General features: G+C 47.2%; 18 protein-coding genes. 11 read left to right on the plus strand and 7 right to left on the minus strand.

Translation table 11 applies throughout. The annotated features are described in order from the left end of the window. Positions 1-32: 32 nt before the first annotated feature. The 3 genes from trpB to OH458_RS00830 all read left to right on the plus strand — a co-directional run bounded on the left by trpB (position 33) and on the right by OH458_RS00830 (position 3627). Positions 33-1223, plus strand: a complete 1191-nt coding sequence (trpB, locus tag OH458_RS00820) for a tryptophan synthase subunit beta (RefSeq protein ID WP_269976955.1) — start codon at positions 33-35, stop codon at positions 1221-1223. Then, positions 1223-2029: a tryptophan synthase subunit alpha gene (trpA, locus tag OH458_RS00825; protein WP_269976956.1), complete on the plus strand. Its 807-nt coding sequence runs from the start codon at positions 1223-1225 to the stop codon at positions 2027-2029. Before trpB ends, trpA begins: the two co-directional genes overlap by 1 nt. A gap of 338 nt (positions 2030-2367) precedes the next feature. Beyond that, the gene (locus tag OH458_RS00830) at positions 2368-3627 is read left to right on the plus strand and encodes a dicarboxylate/amino acid:cation symporter (protein WP_269976957.1); all 1260 of its coding nucleotides are present in this window, start codon (positions 2368-2370) and stop codon (positions 3625-3627) included. A 47-nt stretch (positions 3628-3674) separates the two neighbouring features. Here OH458_RS00830 and OH458_RS00835 read toward each other — a convergent pair whose 3' ends face one another. The 5 genes from OH458_RS00835 to OH458_RS00855 form a co-directional block, all read right to left on the minus strand. Beyond that, positions 3675-4289: a DsbA family protein gene (locus OH458_RS00835; RefSeq protein ID WP_269976958.1), complete on the minus strand. Its 615-nt coding sequence runs from the start codon at positions 4287-4289 to the stop codon at positions 3675-3677. A gap of 128 nt (positions 4290-4417) precedes the next feature. Next, the gene (locus OH458_RS00840) at positions 4418-4933 is read right to left on the minus strand and encodes a porin family protein (RefSeq protein WP_269976959.1); all 516 of its coding nucleotides are present in this window, start codon (positions 4931-4933) and stop codon (positions 4418-4420) included. 96 nt (positions 4934-5029) lie between these two features. Beyond that, positions 5030-5527 carry a porin family protein gene (locus OH458_RS00845; protein ID WP_269976960.1) on the minus strand — a complete coding sequence of 166 codons (498 nt, stop codon included), beginning with the start codon at positions 5525-5527 and terminating at the stop codon, positions 5030-5032. Positions 5528-5632: 105 nt separating this feature from the next. Next, a complete protein-coding gene (hrpA, locus tag OH458_RS00850) occupies positions 5633-9577 on the minus strand; it encodes an ATP-dependent RNA helicase HrpA (protein WP_443088485.1) in 3945 nt (1314 codons plus the stop codon). A 120-nt stretch (positions 9578-9697) separates the two neighbouring features. Then, on the minus strand, positions 9698-11026 hold the full coding sequence (locus tag OH458_RS00855) for a MipA/OmpV family protein (RefSeq protein ID WP_269976962.1): 1329 nt from the start codon (positions 11024-11026) through the stop codon (positions 9698-9700). Between the two features lie 109 nt (positions 11027-11135). On the opposite strand from OH458_RS00855, the gene OH458_RS00860 reads away from it, so the two are divergent. From OH458_RS00860 to OH458_RS00880, 5 genes are all read left to right on the plus strand, one after another. Further along, positions 11136-11501: a hypothetical protein gene (locus OH458_RS00860; RefSeq protein WP_005474039.1), complete on the plus strand. Its 366-nt coding sequence runs from the start codon at positions 11136-11138 to the stop codon at positions 11499-11501. Positions 11502-11504: 3 nt separating this feature from the next. Next, the gene (locus tag OH458_RS00865; RefSeq protein ID WP_269976963.1) at positions 11505-13409 is read left to right on the plus strand and encodes an alkaline phosphatase D family protein; all 1905 of its coding nucleotides are present in this window, start codon (positions 11505-11507) and stop codon (positions 13407-13409) included. Positions 13410-13486: 77 nt separating this feature from the next. Beyond that, a complete protein-coding gene (locus OH458_RS00870) occupies positions 13487-13939 on the plus strand; it encodes a tellurite resistance TerB family protein (RefSeq protein ID WP_269976964.1) in 453 nt (150 codons plus the stop codon). A 226-nt stretch (positions 13940-14165) separates the two neighbouring features. Then, a complete protein-coding gene (locus OH458_RS00875) occupies positions 14166-16670 on the plus strand; it encodes a reprolysin-like metallopeptidase (RefSeq protein ID WP_269976965.1) in 2505 nt (834 codons plus the stop codon). Next, the gene (locus OH458_RS00880) at positions 16667-16987 is read left to right on the plus strand and encodes a hypothetical protein (RefSeq protein WP_269976966.1); all 321 of its coding nucleotides are present in this window, start codon (positions 16667-16669) and stop codon (positions 16985-16987) included. Before OH458_RS00875 ends, OH458_RS00880 begins: the two co-directional genes overlap by 4 nt. Before the next feature lie 73 nt (positions 16988-17060). Here the strand turns inward: OH458_RS00880 and OH458_RS00885 are convergent, their stop codons facing one another. Together OH458_RS00885 and OH458_RS00890 are read right to left on the minus strand one after the other, a co-directional pair. Then, positions 17061-17591 carry a 3'-5' exonuclease gene (locus OH458_RS00885; protein WP_038134275.1) on the minus strand — a complete coding sequence of 177 codons (531 nt, stop codon included), beginning with the start codon at positions 17589-17591 and terminating at the stop codon, positions 17061-17063. Between the two features lie 87 nt (positions 17592-17678). Continuing rightward, positions 17679-19208 carry a sensor domain-containing diguanylate cyclase gene (locus tag OH458_RS00890; RefSeq protein WP_269976967.1) on the minus strand — a complete coding sequence of 510 codons (1530 nt, stop codon included), beginning with the start codon at positions 19206-19208 and terminating at the stop codon, positions 17679-17681. A gap of 306 nt (positions 19209-19514) precedes the next feature. On the opposite strand from OH458_RS00890, the gene OH458_RS00895 reads away from it, so the two are divergent. The 3 genes from OH458_RS00895 to OH458_RS00905 are packed head-to-tail and all read left to right on the plus strand — an operon-like array spanning position 19515 to position 24978. Beyond that, the gene (locus tag OH458_RS00895; protein ID WP_269976968.1) at positions 19515-20147 is read left to right on the plus strand and encodes a DUF2760 domain-containing protein; all 633 of its coding nucleotides are present in this window, start codon (positions 19515-19517) and stop codon (positions 20145-20147) included. Further along, positions 20147-22111, plus strand: a complete 1965-nt coding sequence (locus OH458_RS00900) for an Hsp70 family protein (protein ID WP_269976969.1) — start codon at positions 20147-20149, stop codon at positions 22109-22111. Before OH458_RS00895 ends, OH458_RS00900 begins: the two co-directional genes overlap by 1 nt. 56 nt (positions 22112-22167) lie before the next feature. Beyond that, positions 22168-24978 carry an Hsp70 family protein gene (locus OH458_RS00905; RefSeq protein ID WP_269976970.1) on the plus strand — a complete coding sequence of 937 codons (2811 nt, stop codon included), beginning with the start codon at positions 22168-22170 and terminating at the stop codon, positions 24976-24978. Positions 24979-25005: the final 27 nt, after the last annotated feature.

Below are 25005 nucleotides of genomic sequence, written 5' to 3' on the forward strand. Positions count from 1 at the left end.
TGCCGACTCAAACGAATTAAAGGGAAGACATGATGGCAAAACTAGACGCCTACTTTGGTGAATACGGCGGACAATACGTCCCACAAATATTGGTACCTGCGCTTGAGCAGCTCGAGCAAGCGTTTATCGACGCGCAAGAAGACCCAGAGTTTCGCAGTGAATTTATGACGCTTCTTCAAGAGTATGCTGGTCGTCCAACTGCTTTAACGCTTACTCGTAATCTCACCAAAGGAACCAAAACCAAACTGTACCTAAAACGTGAAGACTTGCTTCACGGTGGCGCGCACAAGACCAACCAAGTGTTAGGTCAAGCTCTACTTGCGAAACGCATGGGTAAAAACGAAATCATCGCAGAAACAGGTGCAGGCCAACACGGTGTTGCAACCGCACTAGCATGTGCACTGCTTGGCCTTAAGTGTCGCGTTTACATGGGTGCAAAAGACGTTGAGCGTCAAAGCCCGAATGTATTCCGTATGAAACTAATGGGCGCAGAAGTTATTCCGGTACACTCTGGTTCAGCAACACTTAAAGACGCATGTAACGAAGCGCTGCGCGACTGGTCTGCAACTTATGAAGACGCGCACTACCTACTCGGTACAGCGGCGGGTCCCCACCCTTTCCCAACCATCGTGCGTGATTTCCAACGAATGATTGGTGAAGAAACGAAGAATCAAATTTTGGCGCGTGAAGGTCGTCTTCCTGATGCAGTTATCGCATGCGTGGGCGGTGGCTCAAACGCGATTGGTATGTTTGCTGACTTCATCGAAGAAGAAAACGTTCGCTTAATTGGTGTTGAGCCAGCAGGTAAAGGTATCGATACTGACCAACACGGTGCACCACTTAAGCATGGTAAAACAGGCATCTTCTTCGGTATGAAAGCGCCATTGATGCAAGATCCTAACGGTCAAGTTGAAGAGTCTTACTCGGTGTCTGCTGGCCTTGATTTCCCTTCAGTAGGTCCTCAGCATGCGCACCTTAATGCGATTGGCCGCGCTGAATACGACAACGTAACGGACGATGAAGCGCTAGAAGCATTCCAAGAAATTGCGCGTCACGAAGGCATTATCCCAGCTTTAGAATCTTCTCACGCTCTTGCCCATGCATTGCGTATGGCTCGTGAGAATCCAGAAAAAGAGCAACTATTGGTTGTGAACCTATCAGGTCGTGGTGACAAAGACATCTTCACCGTGCACGCTATCTTGGAAGAAAAAGGAGCAATCTAATGAGCCGTTATGAGAAGATGTTTGCGCGCCTAAACGAGAAAAACCAAGGCGCATTTGTACCGTTTGTGACGGTTTGCGATCCAAACGCAGAGCAATCTTACAAGATCATGGAAACGCTTGTTGAGTCTGGCGCAGATGCACTAGAACTTGGCATCCCATTCTCAGATCCACTTGCCGATGGCCCAACGATCCAAGGCGCGAACATTCGTGCATTAGACTCAGGCGCTACGCCAGATACCTGCTTCGAGCAAATTGGTAAGATTCGAGCCAAGTACCCAGATCTTCCAATCGGTCTTTTGATGTACGCAAACCTTGTGTATTCACGTGGTATCGAAAACTTCTACGAGCGCTGTGCAAAAGCGGGCATCGATTCTGTGTTGATTGCAGACGTACCAACCAATGAGAGTGCGGAGTTTGTTGCAGCAGCAGAGAAGTTTGGTATTCACCCTATCTTTATTGCTCCACCAACAGCAAGTGATGAAACACTCAAGCAAGTATCAGAGCTAGGTGGTGGTTACACTTACCTACTCTCTCGTGCTGGGGTTACCGGCGCAGAGACTAAGGCAAACATGCCTGTTGGTCACATGCTAGATAGGCTGAACCAGTTCGATGCACCACCAGCGCTACTTGGCTTCGGCATCTCAGAGCCAGCACAGGTGAAACAAGCTCTAGAATCTGGTGCCGCTGGTGCAATTTCTGGTTCGGCGGTAGTGAAAATCATTGAATCCTATACAGAAAAACCCGACGAGATGTTACAACAACTCGCAGGTTTTGTATCTTCCATGAAGGCTGCAACACAGAAGTAACGTGTTAGCCATCTAAACATCTATGAGATCGGTTTCTTAAATCATAATGAAATCGATCTTTTTTTTAACAATCCACACTCTTCAGAACCATTCAACTAAACAATACTTCCATAACACTTCATTCAGCAACACCCTCTTCAAACCCAAGGCAAACGTTTGCTATTGGGCAAAAAATTGTCAATTATCAATAAAAGTGTCTTTAAATGTCTCTCTCAGTACCGTCACATATTGCTAATTGTAAAAATAACGTGTAAAAAGCGAGACGAAATTATTAACCATTTTGGGGTTTGCACTCAGATGGTAATTCTGGATTTTTAATTTTAATTAGCACAGAGGTTATGGAAGTGTTAAAAGAAAAGAGTTTGCTAAGCAATATTGGTGTGCAAGTAGTCATTGCCATGATCGTAGGTACTGCCGTTGGTGCCTTCATGGGTGACAGCGCAACCATGTTCGCTCCATTAGGTGCGATCTTCATTAATCTAATCAAAATGCTGGTTATCCCTCTTGTCGCTGTCGCACTTATTTCAGGTGCTGCAGGTCTAGGAAATAGCCAATCTGCTGGTAAAGTTGGTGTTGTAACGCTAGGTTACTTCGGCCTTACTTCTGCGCTAGCTGTCGCCCTTGCTCTATTCATGGGTGAAGTATTTAAACCGGGCATGGGCATCGACGTTTCAGGCGTTGAAGGCATGTTCTCCTCAGAATACGCTGCGAAAGGTGAACTACCTACTTTCTGGGCGACCATCACTGGTATGATCCCAACCAACGTTTTCCAATCACTGAACGAAGCGAATATTCTACAAATTCTGGTTTTCTGTATGTTCTTTGGCATTGCTATCTCTAAGCAAGCAAAAGAAAAGCGTGAGCCGATCATCAATGGCGTTAACGCAATTGTTGATGCGATGGTTTGGATGATCAACAAAGTGATGATCATCGCACCTATCGGTGTATTCGGTCTGATGGCGGAAGCCGTTGGTACGTTTGGTTTTGGTGCCCTAATGGTGGTATTTAAGCTATTCGTTGTCTACGTTGCTGCGATCCTAATCTTCGGTTTTGTTGCTTACCCACTTATGGTTCATATCTTCACTAAGACCTCAGCGAAGAAGTTCCTAACGGCAATGAAGAAGCCACAAGCTGTTGCACTCTCTACCGCTTCTTCTATGGCAACACTACCAGTTACTTTAGACACCGTTGAGCATGAGCTAGGCGTTAAGAACTCTACCGCTTCATTCGTATTGCCACTGGGCGCGACAATCAACATGTCAGGTAACGCAATTTACTACGGCCTAGTTGCCATCTTCTTTGCTCAATTGTTTAACATTGACCTAGGCATGGGCGCATACATCGCGATTATCGTTACTTCTACGCTAGGTGCGGTAGGTCAAGCGGGTGTTCCAGGTCCTTCTTTCCTTGTTGTTGCGGTACTGCTTGCAGCGGGCATTCCAATCGAAGGTCTACCACTGCTGTTCGCTCTAGACCGTATCTTCGACATGATTCGTACTGCACTTAACATCACGGGCGACGCCGCGTGTGCAGTCATTGTTGATTCTTTGATTGAAGACGAAGAGAAAGAAACTGAGCTACAAAAGCAACAAGCATAATCTCTGAATAAAAGTATCCAAGCCACTCTTTGCTAGAGTGGCTTTTTTCATTTTATCAGTGCTTGAATCTGACTAAGCGTCGATTCTGGGGAATGGTAATCGATAGGTAGTTCGAGAAGCCCTTCCTGCGTTTTCAAAAACAACGAAGGGAAATGGTTTCCACCGATACCGCGGGCAAACCTTAACTCATCTTGCAACTCTTCTTCTAGCCGATTTGAATAGTAGTCATGTTCAAACTCACGCATTGCCAATCCAAGCTCACGAGCAACATCAAACAAAACGCTGTCATCACTCGGGTTTCGCGCCTGTAAGTAATAGGCTTTCTGAATGCCGTCCACCATCTCTTTTTCTTTGCCTTGCTTTCGCGCAGCGATGGCGGCGCGACATGAGGGATATGTCGAGCGACGAGGTGTGTTGGTGGTCCAGAAGTCGTAGTTGAACTCAGTGCCTAATAAAGTTTCAATTTTCTTCCAATAGGACGCGATTTGCTGTCGCATCTCTTGCGGCATTGGCTGATCAGAATCTGCGGCAAGTCCCCCAACCAAATACTGAATATCAACCTTACCCTCCAGTGCATCTTCGACTGCTCTCCACGTGGGCTTGTACCCCCAACACCATGAACACATTGGATCATAAACATAATAGAGTTTCGCTTTAGTCATCTTCTACCTCTTGATTAAATTGAACACCCGTTCAAATTAAGCAAAAATGAGACAAATGTATATGACCTTGCCTGCAAATACGCACAAAAAAAGCGACCAAAGGTCGCTTTTCTGGAGAGGTTCTTCGCTTATAGGAAGTGGAAGGTCGCGTTGACGGTAAAGCTATCAACGTTTTCACCACTGCCGTCAACTTCAAAGCCAAACGACTGGTAACTCGCGCCCACTGTCAGACCAGGGAAGATGTTGTATTCTGCGCCAAAGCCGTACATTAAGCCGATACCTGAATCATCCGAGACAGAGCTCAAATCGCCTGTAAACTCTACGTTGTAGGTGTTCAGGCCACCTTTTGCGTAGATATGAAGTGGACCAAAGTCGATACTTGGCTTAGCCGCAGCATAAAAAGACGTGAAATCCGCACTACCGTTGATATTGCGAGTTTCAAGGTCGATAGAGCCATGATTGAAGTAGCCTGCTTCTAAACCAATAAGAGGCAAAATACCGGTACCAACATGAACACCGTACGCTGTTGAGCTTTCACTTTCCAAGTTAGATTTACCGCCTTGGATACCCGCATAGAGCCAAGAGTCAGCAGAAGCAGAAGCGGATACGCCCATAACTAATAGCGCTAAAAGTGTTTTTTTCATTTTATAAATCCCACAAACAAGACAAATAACATACCAATAAAAAAATAAAAATACCCAGCAAAATTGCTGGGTATCGTTCTAAAAAAAGATGCCCAATTATAAGAAGTGGAACGTCGCGTTGATCGAGAAGTTCTTCACATCATCTTCTTTTAAAGAAAATACATTGTAGCTTGCACCGATAGAAATTGGACCAGCCATAAAGTACTCAGCACCAATGCCGTACATCATGTCAATTTCGTCTTCTTCAAAGTCAGCACTGCTGTCTTCAAGTTTGTACGAATGCAGACCCGCTTTGGCGTAAACGTGCAGAGGGCCGAAGTCGATGCTTGGTTTAGCTGCAAAATAAAGTGCTGAGCCTTCTAGGTCTAAGTCTTTGCCATCGTAACGTGCATCTGTGAACTCACCGAAGGTTTGATAGCCAGCCTCAAGTCCAATAAACGGTAGAATGCCCGTTCCTACGTGAACGTTGTAAGAAGAAGCGGTTTCCCCGCCGACATCAGCCTGACCGACACTTGCACTACCATAAATCCAAGAGTCCGCAGAAGCTGTTGCTGATGCGCCAATCAGCGCCAGTGCTAAAAGTGTCTTTTTCATAATTAACCTTCTTGTCATGTCCTTTGGCAGTGGCACCAAGCGGCAATCCGCTGCCCATGTTAGTCAAAAAACTATCCTGTACCGAATATAATGCAATTTACGTACCTAACACGCGTCAATCGCATTCTTAACTCGCTTGTCAGACACTGGATATGGCGTACCCAATTGTTGAGCAAAGAAGCTCACTCGAAGCTCTTCGATCATCCAGCGGATCTCTTTCACGTTCTCCGGAACCACCATTCCTTTAGGAATTTTGTTGAGCAGCTCTTTGTAGTCGCTCGTCACTGATTCCACTTTCAGCATGTGCAAACGATCTTTGTTTGGATCGATCGGCAGCTTCTCCATACGACGCTCAATCGCACGCATATAGCGCAGAATATCTGGAAGACGCTTCCAACCACATTCTGTCGCGAAACCTTTGAAGATCAATCCTTCGATTTGTGCTTTGATGTCCGACAATGCGAACGCCATGGTGAAATCGATCTTACCTTTCAACTTCTTATTGATATTGAAAGCCGTCGTCAGGATGGTTTCCACTTGCTGTGCAATTTCCACCACCGTATCACCAAGCTCAGCTCGTACGTGCTCTTTCAACGCGTCGAACTTCTCTGGCTCCCAAACCAAGCCGCCCTGCTCTTCAATCAGCTTATCAACACCACACGCGATACAGTCATCAATCAAATCAAGTACTTTGCCGTAAGGATTAAAGTATAGACCCAACTTCGATTTATTCGGCAAGTTGGAGTGCAGGTATTTGATTGGCGAAGGCACATTGAGCAAAATCAGGCGACGCTGACCCGCTTGCATTGCCGTGACCTGCTCGTATTCGGTCTCGTACAGTTTAATTTCAACACTGTCTTTGGCATCCACAATCGCTGGGTACGCTTTAACGTCGTAACCACCGCGTTTTTGTTGGTATACCTTAGGCAGTTCGCCAAAGCTCCACGTATGCAAACCTTGTTGCTCGATGTCGTCATCCGCAACTTTTGAAAGGGTTTCTTGAACTTTGTCTTTCAAACTCTCTTTCAATTCGTGAAGGTCTTTGTTTTCCTTCAACTTGCGATTTCTATGGTCAACCGCGCGGAAAGTCACCTTCAAGTGCTCCGGAATTTGATCCATATTCCAATCTTCGCGCAGAACTTCTACACCCGTCATTCGGCGCAGCTCTTTCTCTAATGAGTCAAGCAGTGGCGCTTCCATTGGTGTTGCTCGAGCTAAGAACGCATCAGCGTAGTTTGGCGCAGGAACAAAGTTCTTACGTACTGTCTTCGGCAGCGATTTGATCAAGCTCACCACAAGTTCATGACGCAGACCTGGGATCTGCCAGTCAAAGCCTGCAGGCTCAACTTGGTTCAGAATAGGCAGTGGTAAGTGCACCGTGACACCGTCACTATCTTCACCTGGTTCAAATTGATAGCTCAGCTTCAGTTTCAGGTTGTTTTGATACCAGAAGTTCGGGTAATCCAAATCGGTAACATGGCTTGCATCGCCCTTGAACAGCATCTCTTTTTCGAAGTTGAGCAGTTCTTTGTTCTCTTTCGATACCTTCTTCCACCACGTATCGAAGTGCTTACCAGAAACCACCTCCGTACCAACGCGTTGGTCGTAAAAATCGAATAGCTCATCGTCATCAACCAAAATGTCGCGGCGACGAGATTTGTGTTCGAGCTCTTCCACTTCTTGAAGAAGCTTACGGTTTTGCTTGAAGAACGCGTGTTTGGTTTCCCACTCACCTTCCACCAGCGCACTACGAATGAATAGCTCACGACTGACGGTTGGATCGATACTGCCGTAGTTCACCAAACGCTTCGGTACAATTGGCACGCCGTAAAGCATCACTTTCTCGTGTGCCATGACTGCTGCACGTTTCTTCGACCAATGCGGCTCGCTGTAGCTGCGCTTAATCAAGTGCTTCGCTAATGGTTCAATCCACTCAGGTTGAATCTTAGCGATGATGCGCCCCCAAAGTTTTGAGGTTTCCACCAACTCAGCAGACATGATCCACTTAGGTTGTTTCTTGAATAGACCCGATGCAGGGAAGATATGAAAACGAGCGTTGCGCGCGCCTTGGTAGTCATTCTTCTCTTGGTCTTTCATACCAATGTGAGAAAGCAGGCCAACAAGGATTGCAGAATGCACACCTTGATAATTTGCTGGCTCGTCATTGAGTTTAAAGTCCATTTCGCGCATAGACTGGTGAAGTTGGAAGTAGACGTCTTGCCATTCGCGTACACGCAAGTAGTTCAAGTAATCTTGTTTACATTGCTTGCGGAACTGGTTCCCAGACAATTTCTTTTGCTGCTTTTGGATGTAATCCCACAAGTTCACAAACGTCAGGAAGTCTGACTCTTCATGGAAGAAACGCTTGTGTTTATCATCCGAAGATTGCTGTTTGTCTGAAGGACGCTCTCGCGGATCTTGGATTGAGAGTGCGGAAGCGATGATCATCAGCTCTTTGGTCGCGCCATATTTTGGCGACTCAAGAACCATACGAGCTAGACGTGGGTCGATTGGAAGGCGTGCAAGTTGACGACCGATGCTGGTTAGACGTTTTTTCGGGTCTTTAGCATCAGCATTGATTGCACCTAGCTCTTCTAGTAGACGCACACCGTCTTGGATGTTGCGTTTGTCAGGCGCTTCCACAAACGGGAAGGCTTGAATGTCGCCTAAACCAAGTGCGGTCATCTGCAAGATAACCGACGCTAGGTTGGTGCGCAGGATCTCAGGATCAGTAAACTCCGGACGTGACTCAAAATCTTCCTCTGAGTACAGACGGATACAGATACCCTCTTCCACACGACCACAACGACCTTTACGCTGGTTCGCACTCGCCTGAGAAACTGGCTCGATTGGAAGACGCTGAACCTTAGTACGGTAACTGTATCGGCTGATACGCGCCGTACCCGGATCGATAACGTATTTGATGCCCGGAACCGTCAACGAGGTTTCCGCTACGTTGGTTGCCAGTACAATGCGACGACCAGCATGGGGTTGGAAAATTTTGTTCTGTTCACCCGCCGACAAACGCGCGTAAAGCGGAACAATTTCCGTGCTCTTGAGGTTACGTTTAGACAGTGCATCCGCGGTATCACGAATTTCACGCTCGCCGTTCATGAAGATCAGGATGTCACCTAAACCCTCATCGCACAGTTCGTCTACCGCTTCGAAAATACCTTCAAGTTGGTCACGATCGTTATCGTCATCACCGCTCAGTGGACGGTAACGCGTTTCTACTGGGTAAGTTCGACCTGATACCTCAATGATGGGTGCGTTGTTGAAGTGTTTTGAAAAACGCTCAGGGTCGATGGTTGCCGAGGTGATGATCACTTTCAGATCAGGACGACGTGGTAGCAACTCTTTCAAGTAACCCAAGATGAAATCGATGTTCAGACTGCGCTCGTGCGCTTCATCGATAATGATGGTGTCGTATTGATTCAAGAAGCGGTCATGCTGAATTTCAGCCAGCAAGATACCATCGGTCATCAATTTGATTTGGGTATTTTCAGAGATCTGGTCGTTGAATCGAACCTTGTAACCAACAAACTCACCAAGCTTGGTTTCCATCTCTTCGGCAATACGGTTTGCGACCGAACGCGCCGCTAGACGACGAGGCTGAGTATGACCAATCAGACCGAATTTACCGCGACCAAGCTCAGCACAGATTTTTGGTAGCTGAGTGGTTTTACCTGAGCCGGTTTCACCCGCAACGATAACCACTTGGTTTTCTTCGATCGCTTTCGCAATGTCGTCGCGTTTTTGGCTGACTGGCAGGATTTCTGGGTATTCGATTGTTGGATGAGCATTGCCGCGCTGCTCAGCTTCCATCATGGACTTAGCAATATCGAGCGCGATTTCGTCAAACACGGCGTTGCGTGACGCTTCTTTTTTAATTTTGCTTGCGCCAGAAATGCGTTTGCTCAAGCGAAAGCGGTCACGCAACATACACTCACCGAGTGCTTTGCGTAAGGACGCTGCGCTGTTCACCTGAGCTTGAGGCGCTTGAGAGTTCTGTTCGCTGTCGACAGATTTTTTAGGCTGTGACGAAGTCAAAGCGTTTCCTATTCTTTTCATTACATAAAACTGCGCGGATTGTATCACAAGCTGTTTATACGATAGAAAAAAAACGCCCACGACATTTTAGCGTGGGCGATAACTTAAACTTGAACCTGATTAGAAGTCGAACTGGAGGTAAACTGTGTTGTAGTTACTGCCTCCTTTGATTCGACCAAACTGGGAGGCCTTTTCAAAGATTGCGCTACGATGGTGAAGTGAGTAACCAAACCACATGTTGTTAAGCTCTGGGGCATTAAACAAGTCACCGACATTGACATCAAAGGAGAAATCCAAGTAGTTGAGTAGATGGCTTGCGGTATAGCCCTTTCTATCCATCTCGTCTTGTTCGATGTAGGTAACGTTATCAATGTAAGACAAACCTTCCGCTACACCAAATCGCCACTGCGTCGGCCAATTGAAGGTGTAGTACGCTTTAATCGCGGCCACATATTCGGTACTTGCGCCTTGCACCTCTGAAGACCAATGGTGCACGAGTCCGGGTGTCAAATAGATATCAATAGGAAATCCGAACAGTTCATCCGTTAAAGGGTGACCATAAAAGACCGACGTGAGTTGGTTGTTGTATTCATCCTTCTCACTTTCAAAGCCAAAAATCTCACCGATATTTGATGGTGTCGCCCAGCCGTGAGCAACACGCCAATAGCGTTTATTGCTCAGCTCTGATTTTGGAGCTTTAGTCTTATCGTTAAAGAATCCAAAACCAACGAAAAGCTCACCTTGGTAGCGGTCTTCCACCAGCGGCGCATTGTAGGCGTTGTCATCCAATCGAGTGATACTTGTTGAACCGAGCAAGTATAGGTTCGACACTACGTGGTAACGAGCTTCAACCCCAACGTTGATGTCTGCTCCAGCGCCAATACGATCGTTGGTGTACTCCGAAAAACCATAATAAACACTGTTAAATTCGGCTTCTTTGTAGCGCAGTGTCACACTTGGTTTGATTTCCCAATCGCCTGATTCAAACTCACCGGACACGCGAAGGTTACCATGTACACGATACTCATCGTCTGTCATCACTTCAGTGTCAAAATGCCAGTTGTCATCCACTTTGTAGCGCAGTTGCACGCCAAAGTCCGCTGAATCGCCTTCGTTGGCGTTTTGGAAGTACTTTGGAATATCGACAAATCGTAAACGAGTGAGTGCGTTAACCTGCCATTGCTCATCGTCAGTTTCATAAAGGTGCACACCACCTTCTAGCCCATCAATAAAAATATACTCATTATCAAAGTACATCATTGGTACAAAGGTACTGACGGATTGATCACTTCTGTCGGTATCAAACGGTACAGAGGCGATTCGATACATCGCAGCAATGCCCCATTCTTGTTCACCGATAGCAGGCGTTTCTGTAGCGAAGAGCGAAGTCGAAAGAAAAGCGGCACCAATCCCCACTGCTGTGCGGCAAATTTTCCACTGATTTGTCATTTTTATGTCCTAAAGACTCAATAATTGACCTATTGAGTCACTTAATGCTTATGATTATTAGCGATTCGTCGTTAAAATAAGAACATATGTTCTCCTAAATCAAAAAATTGTGAAAGCATCAAAGTTAAAGAAATTGCTAGAATCTCTTCCTGAAGGCCAAGACCCCGACATCGTGTGCGGAGAAATGTGGCTGCCTGAGCGATTAGTCCGTACCCAGTTAGATGGTGACTTACTGTTTATGGAGTTCGACAACGCACCAGAAGAATCGCAAGGCGAAGAAGAAGGACGTGGTTTCGTAGAACATGAAATAGACATGATTCGCCACCGCTTCGAACAAATCCTCGACGAGAGCTCAGACACAAAAACAAAAGCTGACGCTATGCTTGCGCTATTTCTAATGGGTCATGAGCTTTCAAGCTCTGAAGTCATTGAAATACTTGAAGACCCCGACATTCCTAACGACCCAAATGATTGATAGATGACACAAAGTAGCCTTCCATTTCTCATCGCTGGACCCATCCTAAGAAAAGCCACCCACAAGCAGTTGGTATTTTGGTTGGTCACTCGCGAGCGTCTCACAGGACAATTCAAGCTTTACCACAGATTGGACGACAATGACGTTTTCCAGTTCGACCTAGGGCAGTGCCAATCGGTGAAAGTTGGCGAGCATGCGTATGTGACTCTTGCTGACTTTCGTCACGACTTCCCAGCCAATACCGCCCTGAGCTACGACTTTGTTACCCAAGCCGGAGACTTGCAGACGCTAGCGCCTGATCTCTGCTATCCCAACGAGCAGCGCCCAAGTATTGTCATCTCCGACAAAGCCGATTATGTATTGCATGGCTCTTGTCGAAATCCTCATCACCCGAGTGCGGATTCCCTAGTAGCGGCAGACCAAAAAGTATCTGAGCTCGAGATTGGTGAGCGACCAGACCTACTTATGATGAGCGGCGACCAAATCTACGCCGACCACGTTGCAGGACCGACCTTAGATGCTATCGATCAAGTCATCGATCTCCTTGGTTTGCCAAAAGAAACGTTTTCAGACGCACCTCTCGCTAATTGCGACGCTCTGCGCCAACATCCTGATTACTACTACGGGCGCGATAGGTTGCTGCCTCACTACGTTGATGATGGGCCTTGGTTGACCACATTATTCCCCAAGCGGCACGCCCCCATTTTTAGCTCGACGGAGTGCGAAAACCACTTAGTCACTTTTGCCGAATTTTTTGCCATGTATTTGTTGGTGTGGTCCCCGACGCTATGGCAATACGTCAATACCAACCGTCTGCTTGATAATAAATTCACTCATGCAGGCAAAGAACTTGAACCCAGATGGCAACAAGAGTGGCTCAACCACAAGCCTATTATTGATGAGTTTGTCGCTGGGCTACCTAAAGTAAGACGCCTTCTTGCGCACATTCCCACCTATATGATATTCGACGACCACGATGTCACCGATGATTGGAACTTAACCGTAGGCTGGGAAAAAGCGGCTTACGAGAATCCGTTCGCCAAACGAATCATCGGCAATGGTCTGCTTTCTTACTGGCTATGTCAGGGTTGGGGCAACGAGCCAGACAACTTCAATCAAGAGTTTCTGGAGTTAGCAAATCAGTATTTCGATGAGCCCTCTGCTTCGCATCAAGACCAATTCATTCAGTACTTATACAGCTTTGAGAAATGGCATTACACGATTCATACCTCGCCTAAAGTGGTCGTGTTGGATACGCGGACGCGTCGTTGGCGCTCAGAATCTCGAATGAACAAGCCCTCCGGCCTGATGGATTGGGAAGCGTTAATTGAGTTTCAACAAGAGCTGATGCATCAAGACAAGGTAATCATTGTTTCTGCGGCGCCAATGTTTGGTGTCAAGTTCATTGAAGCGCTACAAAAAGGAATGACTATGCTCGGTCAGCCGTTAGTGATCGATGCCGAGAACTGGATGGCGCACCCAGGTAGTGCGAATACCTTGATCAGCATTTTCACGCACACCAAGACCCCAACCAATTTTGTGATCTTATCGGGTGATGTGCACTACTCCTTTGCCTATGACATCAAGCTGCGTTTTCGCCGTTGTAGCCCAAACATCTACCAGATCACGTGCAGCGGCTTGAAGAATCTCTTCCCCGAGCCACTGTTGGCAATCTGTGACCATGTCGATAGATTGCTTTACTCACCTCGCTCTCCGCTCAACTTCCTAACGAAAAGGAAGCGACTCAAAATCTACAAACGCGATCCAAACACGCCGGGCGTACGCCGGTTAGTCAATGCCAGTGCGATTGGTGAACTGAAATTGGACGCAAGCGGAAAGCCCAAAAGGATCTCTATTTTGCTGAGTAATGGCGAAGAGGTCGACTTTCCAGATATCAAATCTACGTAAGGTTTCTGTCAAGCCACTTGTGATCGCCTCCGATTATCACTATCTATAACAATAGAGAATAATTTGAGGCCATTGATATGCTGAACTCCATTACCAAACTGTTTAAACAGCTCCTAGAGGGAAATGATCTTAGCGACCATGCTCACAGCGATCCAAACCTCGCCATCGCATGTTTGTTGTGTGAAGTGGCAGGCGCTGATCACGAACTTGATGAGCGGGAAGAAACGGCAAAATTAACGCTTTTGTCTCGTCTGTTAGGGCTAGAGAAATCCAACGCTCAAGTGCTGCTTTCTCGCGCTCGAACCCAAAGCAATCAATCAACATCGCTTTATGACTTTACCTCACAGCTAAGAGATCTAACTCAAGAGACTCGATTTGAGCTAATAAAAGCCATGTGGCAGGTCGCGAATGCCGATGGCGACATTGATCCACTTGAAGACTCTGTGATTCGCAAAACGGCCGAACTGCTTTACGTTGACCATAGTGAGTTCATCCGTGCCAAACTATCCGCCACTAAAGACCAGTCCTAATCGCAACTGTTGACTAACCTTAAAATAGCGAAAACGAACAAATAACAACCAAAAAGCTGTCAAAGGTGGCACATTGGCATCTATCCTATAGTTATATTAATTGAGGAAAACTAGAACTGGACTCCATAAATGACTGAGTTCATTTGTAAATCATTGAGCATTCGCTGTATCTATACTACTTTCGTCAAATATTTCACTCACGTAATAGATGCATTAGAGAATAATAATGAAGTACAACAAGTTAGTCGGCGCGTTATCCCTATCGCTGCTGTTCAGTGCAGATGCCTTATCAAGCGATCTTTGGCAGCCTGTCCATTCTGAGCGTTCAGCAACGAGTAAATCATCAACCACCTTTGCTGTTGATACGTCCAAGTTAGAAAATCACTTTGTCCATGGTCAAGCCAAAAGCGGTTTAACACTGCAAGTTCCTTTACCTAATGGAGAATTGATTGACTTCGTTTTGACCTACGACTCCATCCTTTCACCCGATATGCAAGAGAAATTCCCAGAGCTAAAGACCTACACTGGCCATGCTATTGGGGATGCAGATATCCAAGGTCGATTCGACTTCACACCAAAAGGCTTCCACGGCATGTTTCGCCACGATGGCAAATACGTTTACGTAGAACCAAAGCCAGATGGTTCAGGTCACTATGTCTCATACAATCATAAGCTTTCTAGCCCATTTCAGGATCAGGTTTTAAAGTACCTAAACAATAATCAAGCTGAAACGGTGCAAAGTCGGGTTGCGCCGCGCGCCAACATTGAATCTCGCACTTACCGCCTAATTGTCTCTGCGACAGGCGAGTACTCGCAATACCATGGTGGTACAGAAACTTTGACTCGCGCTGCGATCACAACAGCCATCAACCGAGTCAATGAGGTCTACAAGTCAGACTTGGCAGTGAAGCTTGAGCTAGTGAACTTCAATATCTATACCAATGCGGCGACAGACCCATTTACCGATTCGGATGCTGGCCAGGACATTGGTCGCAACCACAACGATCTAACGAGTAAATTTGGTAGTGCCGCGTTCGATGTTGGCCATATCTTTACTACCGGTGGTGGTGGCTTAGCCGCCTTAGGGGCGGTCTGTAATGACTTTTCAAAAGGCGCGGGGGTAACGGGCCGTTCTGACCCAACAACCGACGCCTTTTACATCGACTACGTAGCCCATGAGCTGGGTCACCAGTTCGGTGCAAACCATACATTTAATGGCAATATGTGGAATTGTGAAGGCTCAAACCGCAACGACCCAACCGCCTTCGAGCCAGGAAGTGGTAGCACCATCATGGCTTACGCAGGTATCTGTGGTAACGATAATATACAAGTTAACTCAGACGCCTACTTCCATGCTGCGAGTATCAAAGAAATCAACGACTACCTCGCGACTCAAACCTGTGGAACCACAACCACTTCGACAACGGAAGTGCCCACTGCCGATGCCGGTAGTGACTACACTGTTCCGGCGCGTACACCTATCGTATTAACTGGATCAGCGACAGGCACGGGTAGCCTAACTTATGTCTGGGAGCAGATGGACTCGGGTACTGGTACCTCAAACCTAACTACCGATTTTGGTAGTGGTCCACTATTTCGCTCTTGGATGCCAACAACGGAACCGAAGCGTTATTTACCAAGGTTGGAAGATGTGGTGGATGGCACACAGGCCAAAGGTGAAACGTATGCAACCACCAGCCGTGATTTAAACTTCAGACTGACAGTCCGAGATGGTGAAGGCGGCGTAGCAAATGATGATACCTTGATAACCGTTGATGGCAACAGTGGCCCATTTGCCGTAGTAGCGCCGTCATCAGGCGCGACAATTGTCGGCAGCTCAAACGTGGAATGGGACGTTGCAGGTACAGCACAAGCCCCTGTAAACTGTTCCGCCGTTGATATTCTATTGTCAACCGATGGTGGGGTGACGTTCGATCAAACCTTACTTGCTAACACTCCGAATGATGGTTCACAGTCAGTCAACTTCCCTGCTCAAACGTTCAGCAATGCTCGTTTGATGATCCAATGTCGTGACAATATCTTCTTTGCTGTATCAAATGGTTTCTCGGTGGCGATACCTGAAGAAGTGAAAGCGGTCGATGACGCTTATGCGGTCACTCAAGGTAGCGCGGTAACATCGTTCAATGTCCTTGGAAACGATAAGGGTGAAGGCACGCTTCAAATAACCGCAACAACCTACAATGGTACAGGTGCGGTTTCTCATACAGCTACTGCGATCAACTACCAACCTGATGCGAGCTTTGTTGGCAGTGAAACCATCACTTACACCATTGTGGACAGCGCAAACCAAACGGCTACAGGTACACTGACCGTTACCGTTAACTCCAGCACAGCTGCGATATCAGCGGAAAATGATAGCTATAATCTTAACCATAACAGCCCAGCGACAGTGCTCGATGTATTGGCAAACGATGCTGGCCAAGGAGAGTTAACCATCAGTGCTATCAACTACTCTGGCAGTGGCACAGTTCTTAACTCAGGTACCTCAATCAGCTACCAGCCTGCGCAAGGCTTCGCCGGTGTGGATTCGTTTACCTACACGATCACCGACGAGGCGTCTCAAACCTTTACTGCTATGGTGACGATCAATGTCGCAGCGGAACAAACCACGACTAGCACTTCATCGTCTTCAAGTGGCGGTGGCGGCGGTAGCTTAAACTGGTTTGGCTTGTTGATGCTGGCTGCATTTTGGGTAAGGAGAAACAAATGATCAAAATCGTTCTACCCCTTGCACTCGTCGTTATAAGTGGCTGTGCCGCTGAAAATCAGGCACAAACTGATGCTCAAAGTGCGCTAAACGCTGATGACTATCGTCTTTATCAGATGCCTGGACGCGGCAACGTTCTTCCTGGTATCGAAACCGAAGAAAGAGCGTTAGCTGCTCAGTTGTGTGGGGTAAAAATCGTTGAAGGTATTAGCGATGTTGTAAAAAGTGATGAGGAGTTGGAAAAACGTCAACTTCTGACTCAGTACGCGACGCAGTACAACCTCCACATTTACCCTAAGTGCAAAAAAGCCAAGCAGTAAAATATCTCAAATCAACTTAAATAGAAAAGGGAGCATATCGCTCCCTTTTTTACTCTCTAAAGCATGGTTCATTCTAAAGCATCGTCAACGCTAATTTCGCCAAGTTGTAGGCATCAACGTAGGCCGAATGCTGACGCCCTTCCCACTCTATGCCTTTCGATTCTTGAGCAGCTCTATGGCCAATACGCTTGTCTTTCAGGCGATTTTGAATGCGATAGAGCGTAGCGAGGTTGATAAACTCTTTAAACGGCATCTCAATGCCCTTCGCTTCACACTCTTTCGCTAAGACGACATCATCTCGCCCCCAAGACGCAAAGATCTTGTTCGACCCACCAAAATTTTTCACCACAGATTTGAGGACTTCTTCGAGTGGGCGGCCTTGCTTTTCAACTTTTCTCGGCGTGATACCCGTCAGTTCTACGCAGAAGAGTGACACTTCATCTTGCTCTGGTTTCACGTAATATTGAGCGCGTTTAACAATCTCGCCTTTAACAAGATCGATTTCTGCCAACCCAACCTCGATGATTTCACCTGTCGTACCGACACCGTTTTCATTCCAACAGCACATCTCTAAATCGAAACAAACTATACGGTTATGGTTCATCACTTGCCTTACTTGAAACTATTTGAAAGGGCGCGATTCTACATGAGATTCACACACAATTCGAACTTTGCCCGATTAAATGATTAGTTATTCTGCAACCGTTACACGATTACGCCCAGCTTTTTTACTCCGATAAAGTTGAGTATCGGCTTTCTTGAGGATGTCCTCTGTGGACTCTGTCGTCCTTATTGTGGCACCAATACTCAATGAACACTGAATCTGATTAACATCATATTGATGATATGACGAAGCCACCCGTTGACCTATCGCATTTAGCTGCTCAGAAAGAGCAGTCGGATCTGTGTTCTCTGATAATATGCAGAATTCATCTCCGCCCATACGATAGAGCAAGTCGGCTTCAGGCAAACTTTCCGCCACTGTGTTAGCCACATGAATCAGCATTTCGTCCCCAGCCACGTGACCGAAGCTATCATTGAGCGTCTTGAACTTATCGATATCAAATGCCGCCAACGCAAAACAGGCGTCGTCCTTGGTTAACTGGTCTAGCTTTTTGCTGAATGCTCTTCGATTGAGCAGCCCAGTCAACGAATCATGGTTGACCAAAAATTGCAGCTCTTCAGTTCGCTCATCAAGTAATACAGATAAGTGTTCTTTTTCTCTCACCTGAAGAAACACGATGTAGCCGAGCAAACAAGCGATTACCAAGCCACCTAAAGCAATACCACGCAAAACAATACGATCATTGTTGGTTACGCGGCTAGCCAACTTAAAGTCAATCATCCACTCTCGATTCGGCAAGGCAATTTTTTTACTGACTTGAAGCCCCGCTTCGCTCTCCCATCCTTTACTGGCGTAAAGTATTGGATCATCTTCCGCGTCGAACCCTAAATCCGTCACCTTGACCAACAATTGCTGGCCTGATGCCGTCCGTTCTATTAGCTCCTCGAAGTAGCGAGTCGTTCGAATTACTCCGATCACGACGCCAATTAAGCGCTCTGACGAGTTTCCATCAAAGACAGGATGGTAGACAAGTAAACCTGTTTTCTCCAATGTGCGATCAAGGCCATCTTGCAACAGACGTACTTTGTCTGAAACGTTTGGCTCACCCGTTGCACGAATACCATCAAGGATAAGCTGGAACCGCAGGCGAGAAGAATAAAAGCCAAGTAGTTTTAAGTTTGTATCGCTAAGAGGATAAATATCTGTCGCAACGTAAATGTCTTCATCGTTTGGCATGATGTAGCCAGACGTTTTGGGACCATCTTTTGGTACGGTATACAACTCAAAGTCTGGGTATGACTGGCGGACTTTATCGAGATATTCAGGCAGTGTTTGTTTTTCGACACGCTGCATCCACTGCAGCCCAATTAATGTATCCGAAGAAGAAACCAACTCCTCAGCAAAAAGGTGAAATTGTCCCCAGTTTTCAGGCTTAGTGGCATGGAAAAAGTTAGCGCCTGCGCCGATGAAATGAAGATCACTCGTCAGCACTTGAGACAAATTTTCTGTTTGCTGCTGGGCGAGATTATTAAACAAAGCACTACTGTATTTAAGCTGCGACTTGTAGGAATAATAAACGACCAGCGAAGTTATTAATGTCGTGGCTAAAAACGCAATAAGCGGGTAGAGAATCTTCTTTTGGGTTCCTAAGAGCATAATAACTGAGAGTTCATTACTGGCGAGAGTGCCTGAGTATCTTAGCCTTATACAATCAGCAACATAAAGTGTTATTGAATCCTAGACAGAAAAAATGGCGCCTGCTTCACCATTCAAGGTTTTATGGGGAAGAAAGTGATTAAAAACAGCGCAATTAAATCCAATGAACACAGATTTAGGCTCAATTCTAGCAGCGCGCTGCATTGAATATGCTACTATTCGCCCCAATTTATCAGAATAATTCGGCAATAAGCCAAAGCAGAGATTGAGCCAATCTCTCCTAAAACTAAACAAAAGAGAAATGTCATGACATTCGATTTACAAATGATTCCTCAAACGTTCGATATGCTTCACGCAGGCCTCGCTGCTTCGAGCGTTTTGCTTCTTTTGATCGCGGTATCACGCAAATCTAAAGTGATCGAAAAAGTAGTAGAAAAACCGGTTGAGAAAGTCGTCGAGGTTGAGAAGCCTGTCGAGAAGATCGTGGAAGTAGAAAAAGTAGTGGAAGTTGAGAAAGTCGTAGAACGTGTTGTAGAAGTTGAATCGAAACTTGCTACTGCATCTACAGATTCTGCAATGCAGCTGCTTTCTATCATGCAACAAGAAGCTCGTCTGATTGACTTCTTAAAAGAAGACCTAACGTCATTCTCTGATGAAGAAGTAGGCGCAGCTGCTCGCGTAATCCACACTGGCGGTCAGAAAGTACTAAACGACTACGTAACACTTGCGCACGTTCGTAACGAAGACGAAGAAACTCGCATTACGGTTGAAGAAGGCTTCAACCCACAAGAAATCCGCCTAACTGGCAACGTAACAGGCAGCGCGCCATTCAACGGCACGCTCGTTCACAAAGGTTGGAAAGCAACATCAATGACGTTGCCTAAACTGGCTGAGAACTACGATGCATCTGTGATCGCTCCAGCTGAGGTTGAGCTGTAATGGAACACATGAACCAAGAAAACCATTCCCAAGAAGCGTCTGTTGAAACTCAACAGACGCCTAAATTCAGTGTTGGTATCGACTTAGGTACAACGCACTGTGTGATGTCTTTTGTTGATACACACGACGAAGACGCTCGCGTTGAAGTGATGCCTATCCCGCAGTTGGCTGCGCCGGGCACGGTAGAGACTCGCAGCCAATTAGGCTCTTTCCTATACCAACCACACGAACACGAAATGAACCCGCAATCACGCGTTCTTCCGTGGTCTAGCGAGCCAAAAGCTCTGGTTGGTGCGATTGCACGTAACCTAGGTTCAAAAACACCAATTCGTCTTGTTGCAAGTGCGAAATCTTGGCTTTGCCACGCAGGTGTGAACCGTCGTGATGCCTTCCTACCAGCAGGTAGCCCAGAAGAAGTGGAAAAAGTATCCCCTCTTCGCGCAACAGAGCTTTACCTAGAGCACCTAAAAGACGCTTGGAATCACACCAATCCAAACCACAACCTTGCCGATCAAGACGTAACCATCACGGTTCCAGCTTCTTTCGATCCTGCCGCTCGTGACCTAACAGCAGAAGCAGCACGCAACGTTGGTTTTGTGCACCTAACGCTTCTCGAAGAGCCACAAGCTGCGCTTTACAACTGGATTGATAACAGCAACGACAAATGGCGCGACGAAGTTGAAGTTGGCGACATCGTACTTGTGGTCGATATCGGTGGTGGTACAACCGACCTTTCTTTGGTTGAAGTAACTGAAGACGACGGCAACCTAACTCTGAACCGCATCGCGGTAGGTGAACACATCCTACTTGGCGGTGACAACATGGACCTTGCACTTGCGTACCGCTTGAAGATGAAGCTAGCGCAAGAAGGCAAAGAGCTACAGCCATGGCAAGTTCAGGCAATGACGCACGCATGTCGTGACGCGAAAGAAGCGTTATTGAACGACAGCGAGCTTCAGTCAGTGCCAATCGTAGTACCAAGCCGTGGTTCTAAACTGCTTGGCGCAACACTGAAAACAGAACTGACTCAAGAAGAAGTACAACAAACACTGGTTGACGGCTTCTTCCCTCAAGTTGCGATTACTGACCACCCTGTTCAACGTAACCGTGGTGCACTAACGCAAATGGGTCTGCCTTACGCGCAAGATGCAGGCATTACTCGTCACATTGCTGCGTTCTTGTCTAAGCAAGCCAATGCTCTTTCTGCTTCAGGAAATGGCGCAGAAGCAGCAGCTCAAGATTTCAATCCATTCGCTAACATGCCTGGTATGCCAGGTGCGGATGCTGCGCAATCGGCTGACTTCATCAAGCCAACCGCCATCCTATTTAACGGTGGTGTTCTGAAATCGAAACTTCTAGCAACTCGTCTAGAAGACACGATCAACGAATGGCTACTTGAAGCAGATGCAGAAATGGCGAAACGCCTAACAGGTGTGGATCTAGACCTTGCGGTTGCTAGCGGTGCGGCTTACTACGGCTCTGTACGTCGTGGTCAAGGCGTTCGTATCCGTGGTGGTATTGCTTCGGCGTACTACGTGGGTATCGAAAGTGCGATGCCAGCGATTCCGGGCATGGCGCCTCCAATGGAAGCACTGTGTGTTGCACCATTTGGTATGGAAGAAGGCTCAAGCGTTGACGTACCAAGCCAAGAGTTTGGTTTGATCATTGGTCAGCCAGTTAACTTCCAATTCTTCGGCTCAACCGTTCGTCGTGATGACCTAGCGGGTACTCACCTAGACTACTGGGCACCAGAAGAGCTTGAAGAGCTTCCGGAAATTCAAGTAACGCTGCCTGTATCTGAAGGTCGCCGTGAAGGTGAAGTGGTTCCGGTAACCCTAGCCTCTCGCGTCACAGAGCTTGGTACGCTTTACTTAGAAGCCATTGCCGCTGATAACGGTCAAAAATGGCATGTTGAGTTCGATGTGCGCGAAGACGCGAAAAGCGACTCAAACGAAGAAGAATAAATAGAAAATCAAACGGCATCCAATCGGGTGCCGTTTTTAAATACACGAAGGTTTGTATGGCATCTCCTCGTTTTCTTGTTGGTATTGACCTTGGCACCACTAACACTGTGGTGGCGTACTGTGAAATCACCGACAACCTTGAACAATCCGAAGTATCCCTATTCGACATCGACCAATTGATTGGTCCGGGTGAAGTGGTTCGTAAGCCACTGCTGCCCTCTTTCCGCTACCATCCTGCGGTTGGTCAAATCTCCCCTTCTGACCTGACACTCCCTTGGGAAAACGAACCTGTTTCTGGCGACATTAGTAATGTGATCGTGGGTGAATGGGCTCGTGAATTAGGCGCTAAGGTGGAAGGACGTCAGGTATCCAGTGCTAAAAGCTGGCTATCGCACCAAGCAGTGGATCGTAGCTCAGACATTCTTCCTTGGGCGGGCGCGCAAGACGTAGATAAAGTCTCTCCCGTCATTGCCAGCGCAAGCTACCTCAACCATATTCGCCAAGCGTGGAACTATCGACACCCTAGCAACAAGCTAGAAGACCAAGATGTGGTTGTGACCGTTCCTGCATCGTTCGATGAAACCGCTCGTAAGCTTACGCTTGAAGCCGCTGAGTTGGCAGGTTTAAAGAAAATCGTCCTGCTCGAAGAGCCACAAGCGGTCTGTTACGACTGGTATGCGCGCCACCAGCAAACCGCAGCTGATGAGCTCAAAGAGCTGCCACTAATTCTTGTGTGCGATGTGGGCGGTGGTACTACCGACTTAAGCTTGATTGAAGCCAGTTTCTCTTTTCAAGATGAGCTAGCCCTTGATCGTATTGGCGTAGGCGAACACTTGATGCTTGGTGGTGACAACCTCGACTTAGCATTAGCGCACCTTGCAGAGAGCCGTTTCAACCAGAGTAAAAAGCTCACTGCAGCAAGCCTGACTAAGCTGATTCAGCAAACTCGCAAAGCGAAAGAAAACTTGCTTTCAGCGAATGCACCTGAAGAAGTGAAGATCACCATGCTGGGCAGCGGCTCGAAACTTCTTGGCGGAACAAAGAGTATTGGGCTGAGCAAACAAGAAGTGCACCAAATCGCTTTGGATGGCTTCTTCCCGCTTTCTGATTTCAGTGAAGTACCAGACAAACGCCGTAGCGCGGTTGTCGAGTTTGGTCTTCCATATGTTGCTGACCCAGCAGTGAGCAAACACGTTGCCGAGTTCTTAACGACGCATCAGCAAGTGTCTCGTGCCGCTCTTGGTATCGAAGACGACAAACAAAATGCCATTCCAGTCGGTTTGCTACTCAATGGTGGTGTATTCAATAGTGAACTTGTGACTGAGCGAGTCACTACCCTACTGTCCGATTGGCGCGGTGCTCCGGTTACGGTATTAGATAACCCACATCCAGATTGGTCTGTTGCACTAGGTGCTGTAGCGTTTGGTAAAGCACGTCGTGGTGCACAGCTAAAAATTGGTGGGGGTGCTGCGCGTTCTTACTTCTTGCATCTTCAAGAAAAGAACAAGATGGGCAAAGCGCTCTGTTTGCTTGCAAAAGGTACAGAAGAAGGACACGAGATCCGCTTAAGTGGTCGTCGTTTCTCGCTTACCCTAGGTGAACCCGTTCGCTTTAACCTGCTGACTTCTACCCACGATACCTTAACCAATAACACTGCCATTCAAAACGGTGTGATGGTGGACGTTGATCCTGACTTATTTGCTCCTCTTCCGCCTTATATCACCACCCTTGAAGGTGAAGGCGCCGAGCTGCAAGCCAACCAGAAAGAGCGTGTAGAAGTGCAACTGGCGTGTCAGTTGACCGAAGTCGGCACACTTAAGATGGAATGTGTCAGCGCAGAAGACGATAGCAAACGTTGGGAGCTGGAATTCGAAGTTCGTAACAAGCAGACCGAGGAAGGCGATCAGGTCGAACTGCACCCTCGCCTCAATGAGTGTAAAGAACTGATCGGTCGAATCTACAGCGGCAATAAAAAAAGCGCTGATGGTAAAGAGATCAAAACCTTAGCCAAAGATCTTGAGAAAAAACTTGGCAAGCGCGATGAATGGGATTTCACGACCTTACGTCAACTATTTGATGCGTTTGCGCAGGGCCGCAAGCGTCGGCGTCGTTCCGAACCACACGAGAAAAACTGGCTGCGTTTGGCTGGCTTCTCTTTAAGGCCGGGATTTGGTGATGCCACGGATTCATGGCGTATTGAGCAAGTATGGGGACTTTATCAGCAAGGTATCCAGTTTAAAAACCACCAAGGCTGGACAGATTGGTGGGTCTTCTGGCGTCGTATCGCAGGTGGCCTAAGCCAAGAGCAGCAAGAGACCATCTTGGCGGATATCGCTAAATACCTACACCCGGGTGCGATGAAGAACCCACAATCCGCCAAAGCAGCACAAGATATGGGTTATGAATCCATGGTTCGATTAGCGGCATCGCTTGAACACCTAGAAGTCGAAGACAAAGTTCTATTGGCGACTTGGTTCTTGAGCAAAGCCATCAACCATAACCAGTTCGAGCAAGCACACTGGTGGGCTATGGGTCGTTTGGCATCGCGTACGCCTCTCTATGGTAGCCAGCACAATGTCATTCCTCGTGAACAAGCGGAACAGTGGTTACCTAAACTGCTTGAGCAGAACTGGCAGAAAGAGCCAATGATCGCCTTCGCAGCCGTAATGATTTGTCGTAAGACGGGCGACCGCCTATTCGACATCTCAGACGACTACCGTGAACAAGTTCTCACCAAGCTGAAGCAAAGCAAGGTACCTGAATCTTGGGTATCACTGGTTGAAGAAGTCAAAGAGCTGTCTGAGAGCGAGTCGAAGCGGGTCTTTGGTGATGCACTGCCGAGTGGACTAACGCTCGTTAGCCATTAATCCAACCTAAAACTGCCAGCTATGCTG

The sequence above is a fragment of the Vibrio sp. MarTm2 genome (genome assembly GCF_027587055.1).
Lineage (GTDB): Bacteria > Pseudomonadota > Gammaproteobacteria > Enterobacterales > Vibrionaceae > Vibrio > Vibrio sinaloensis_D.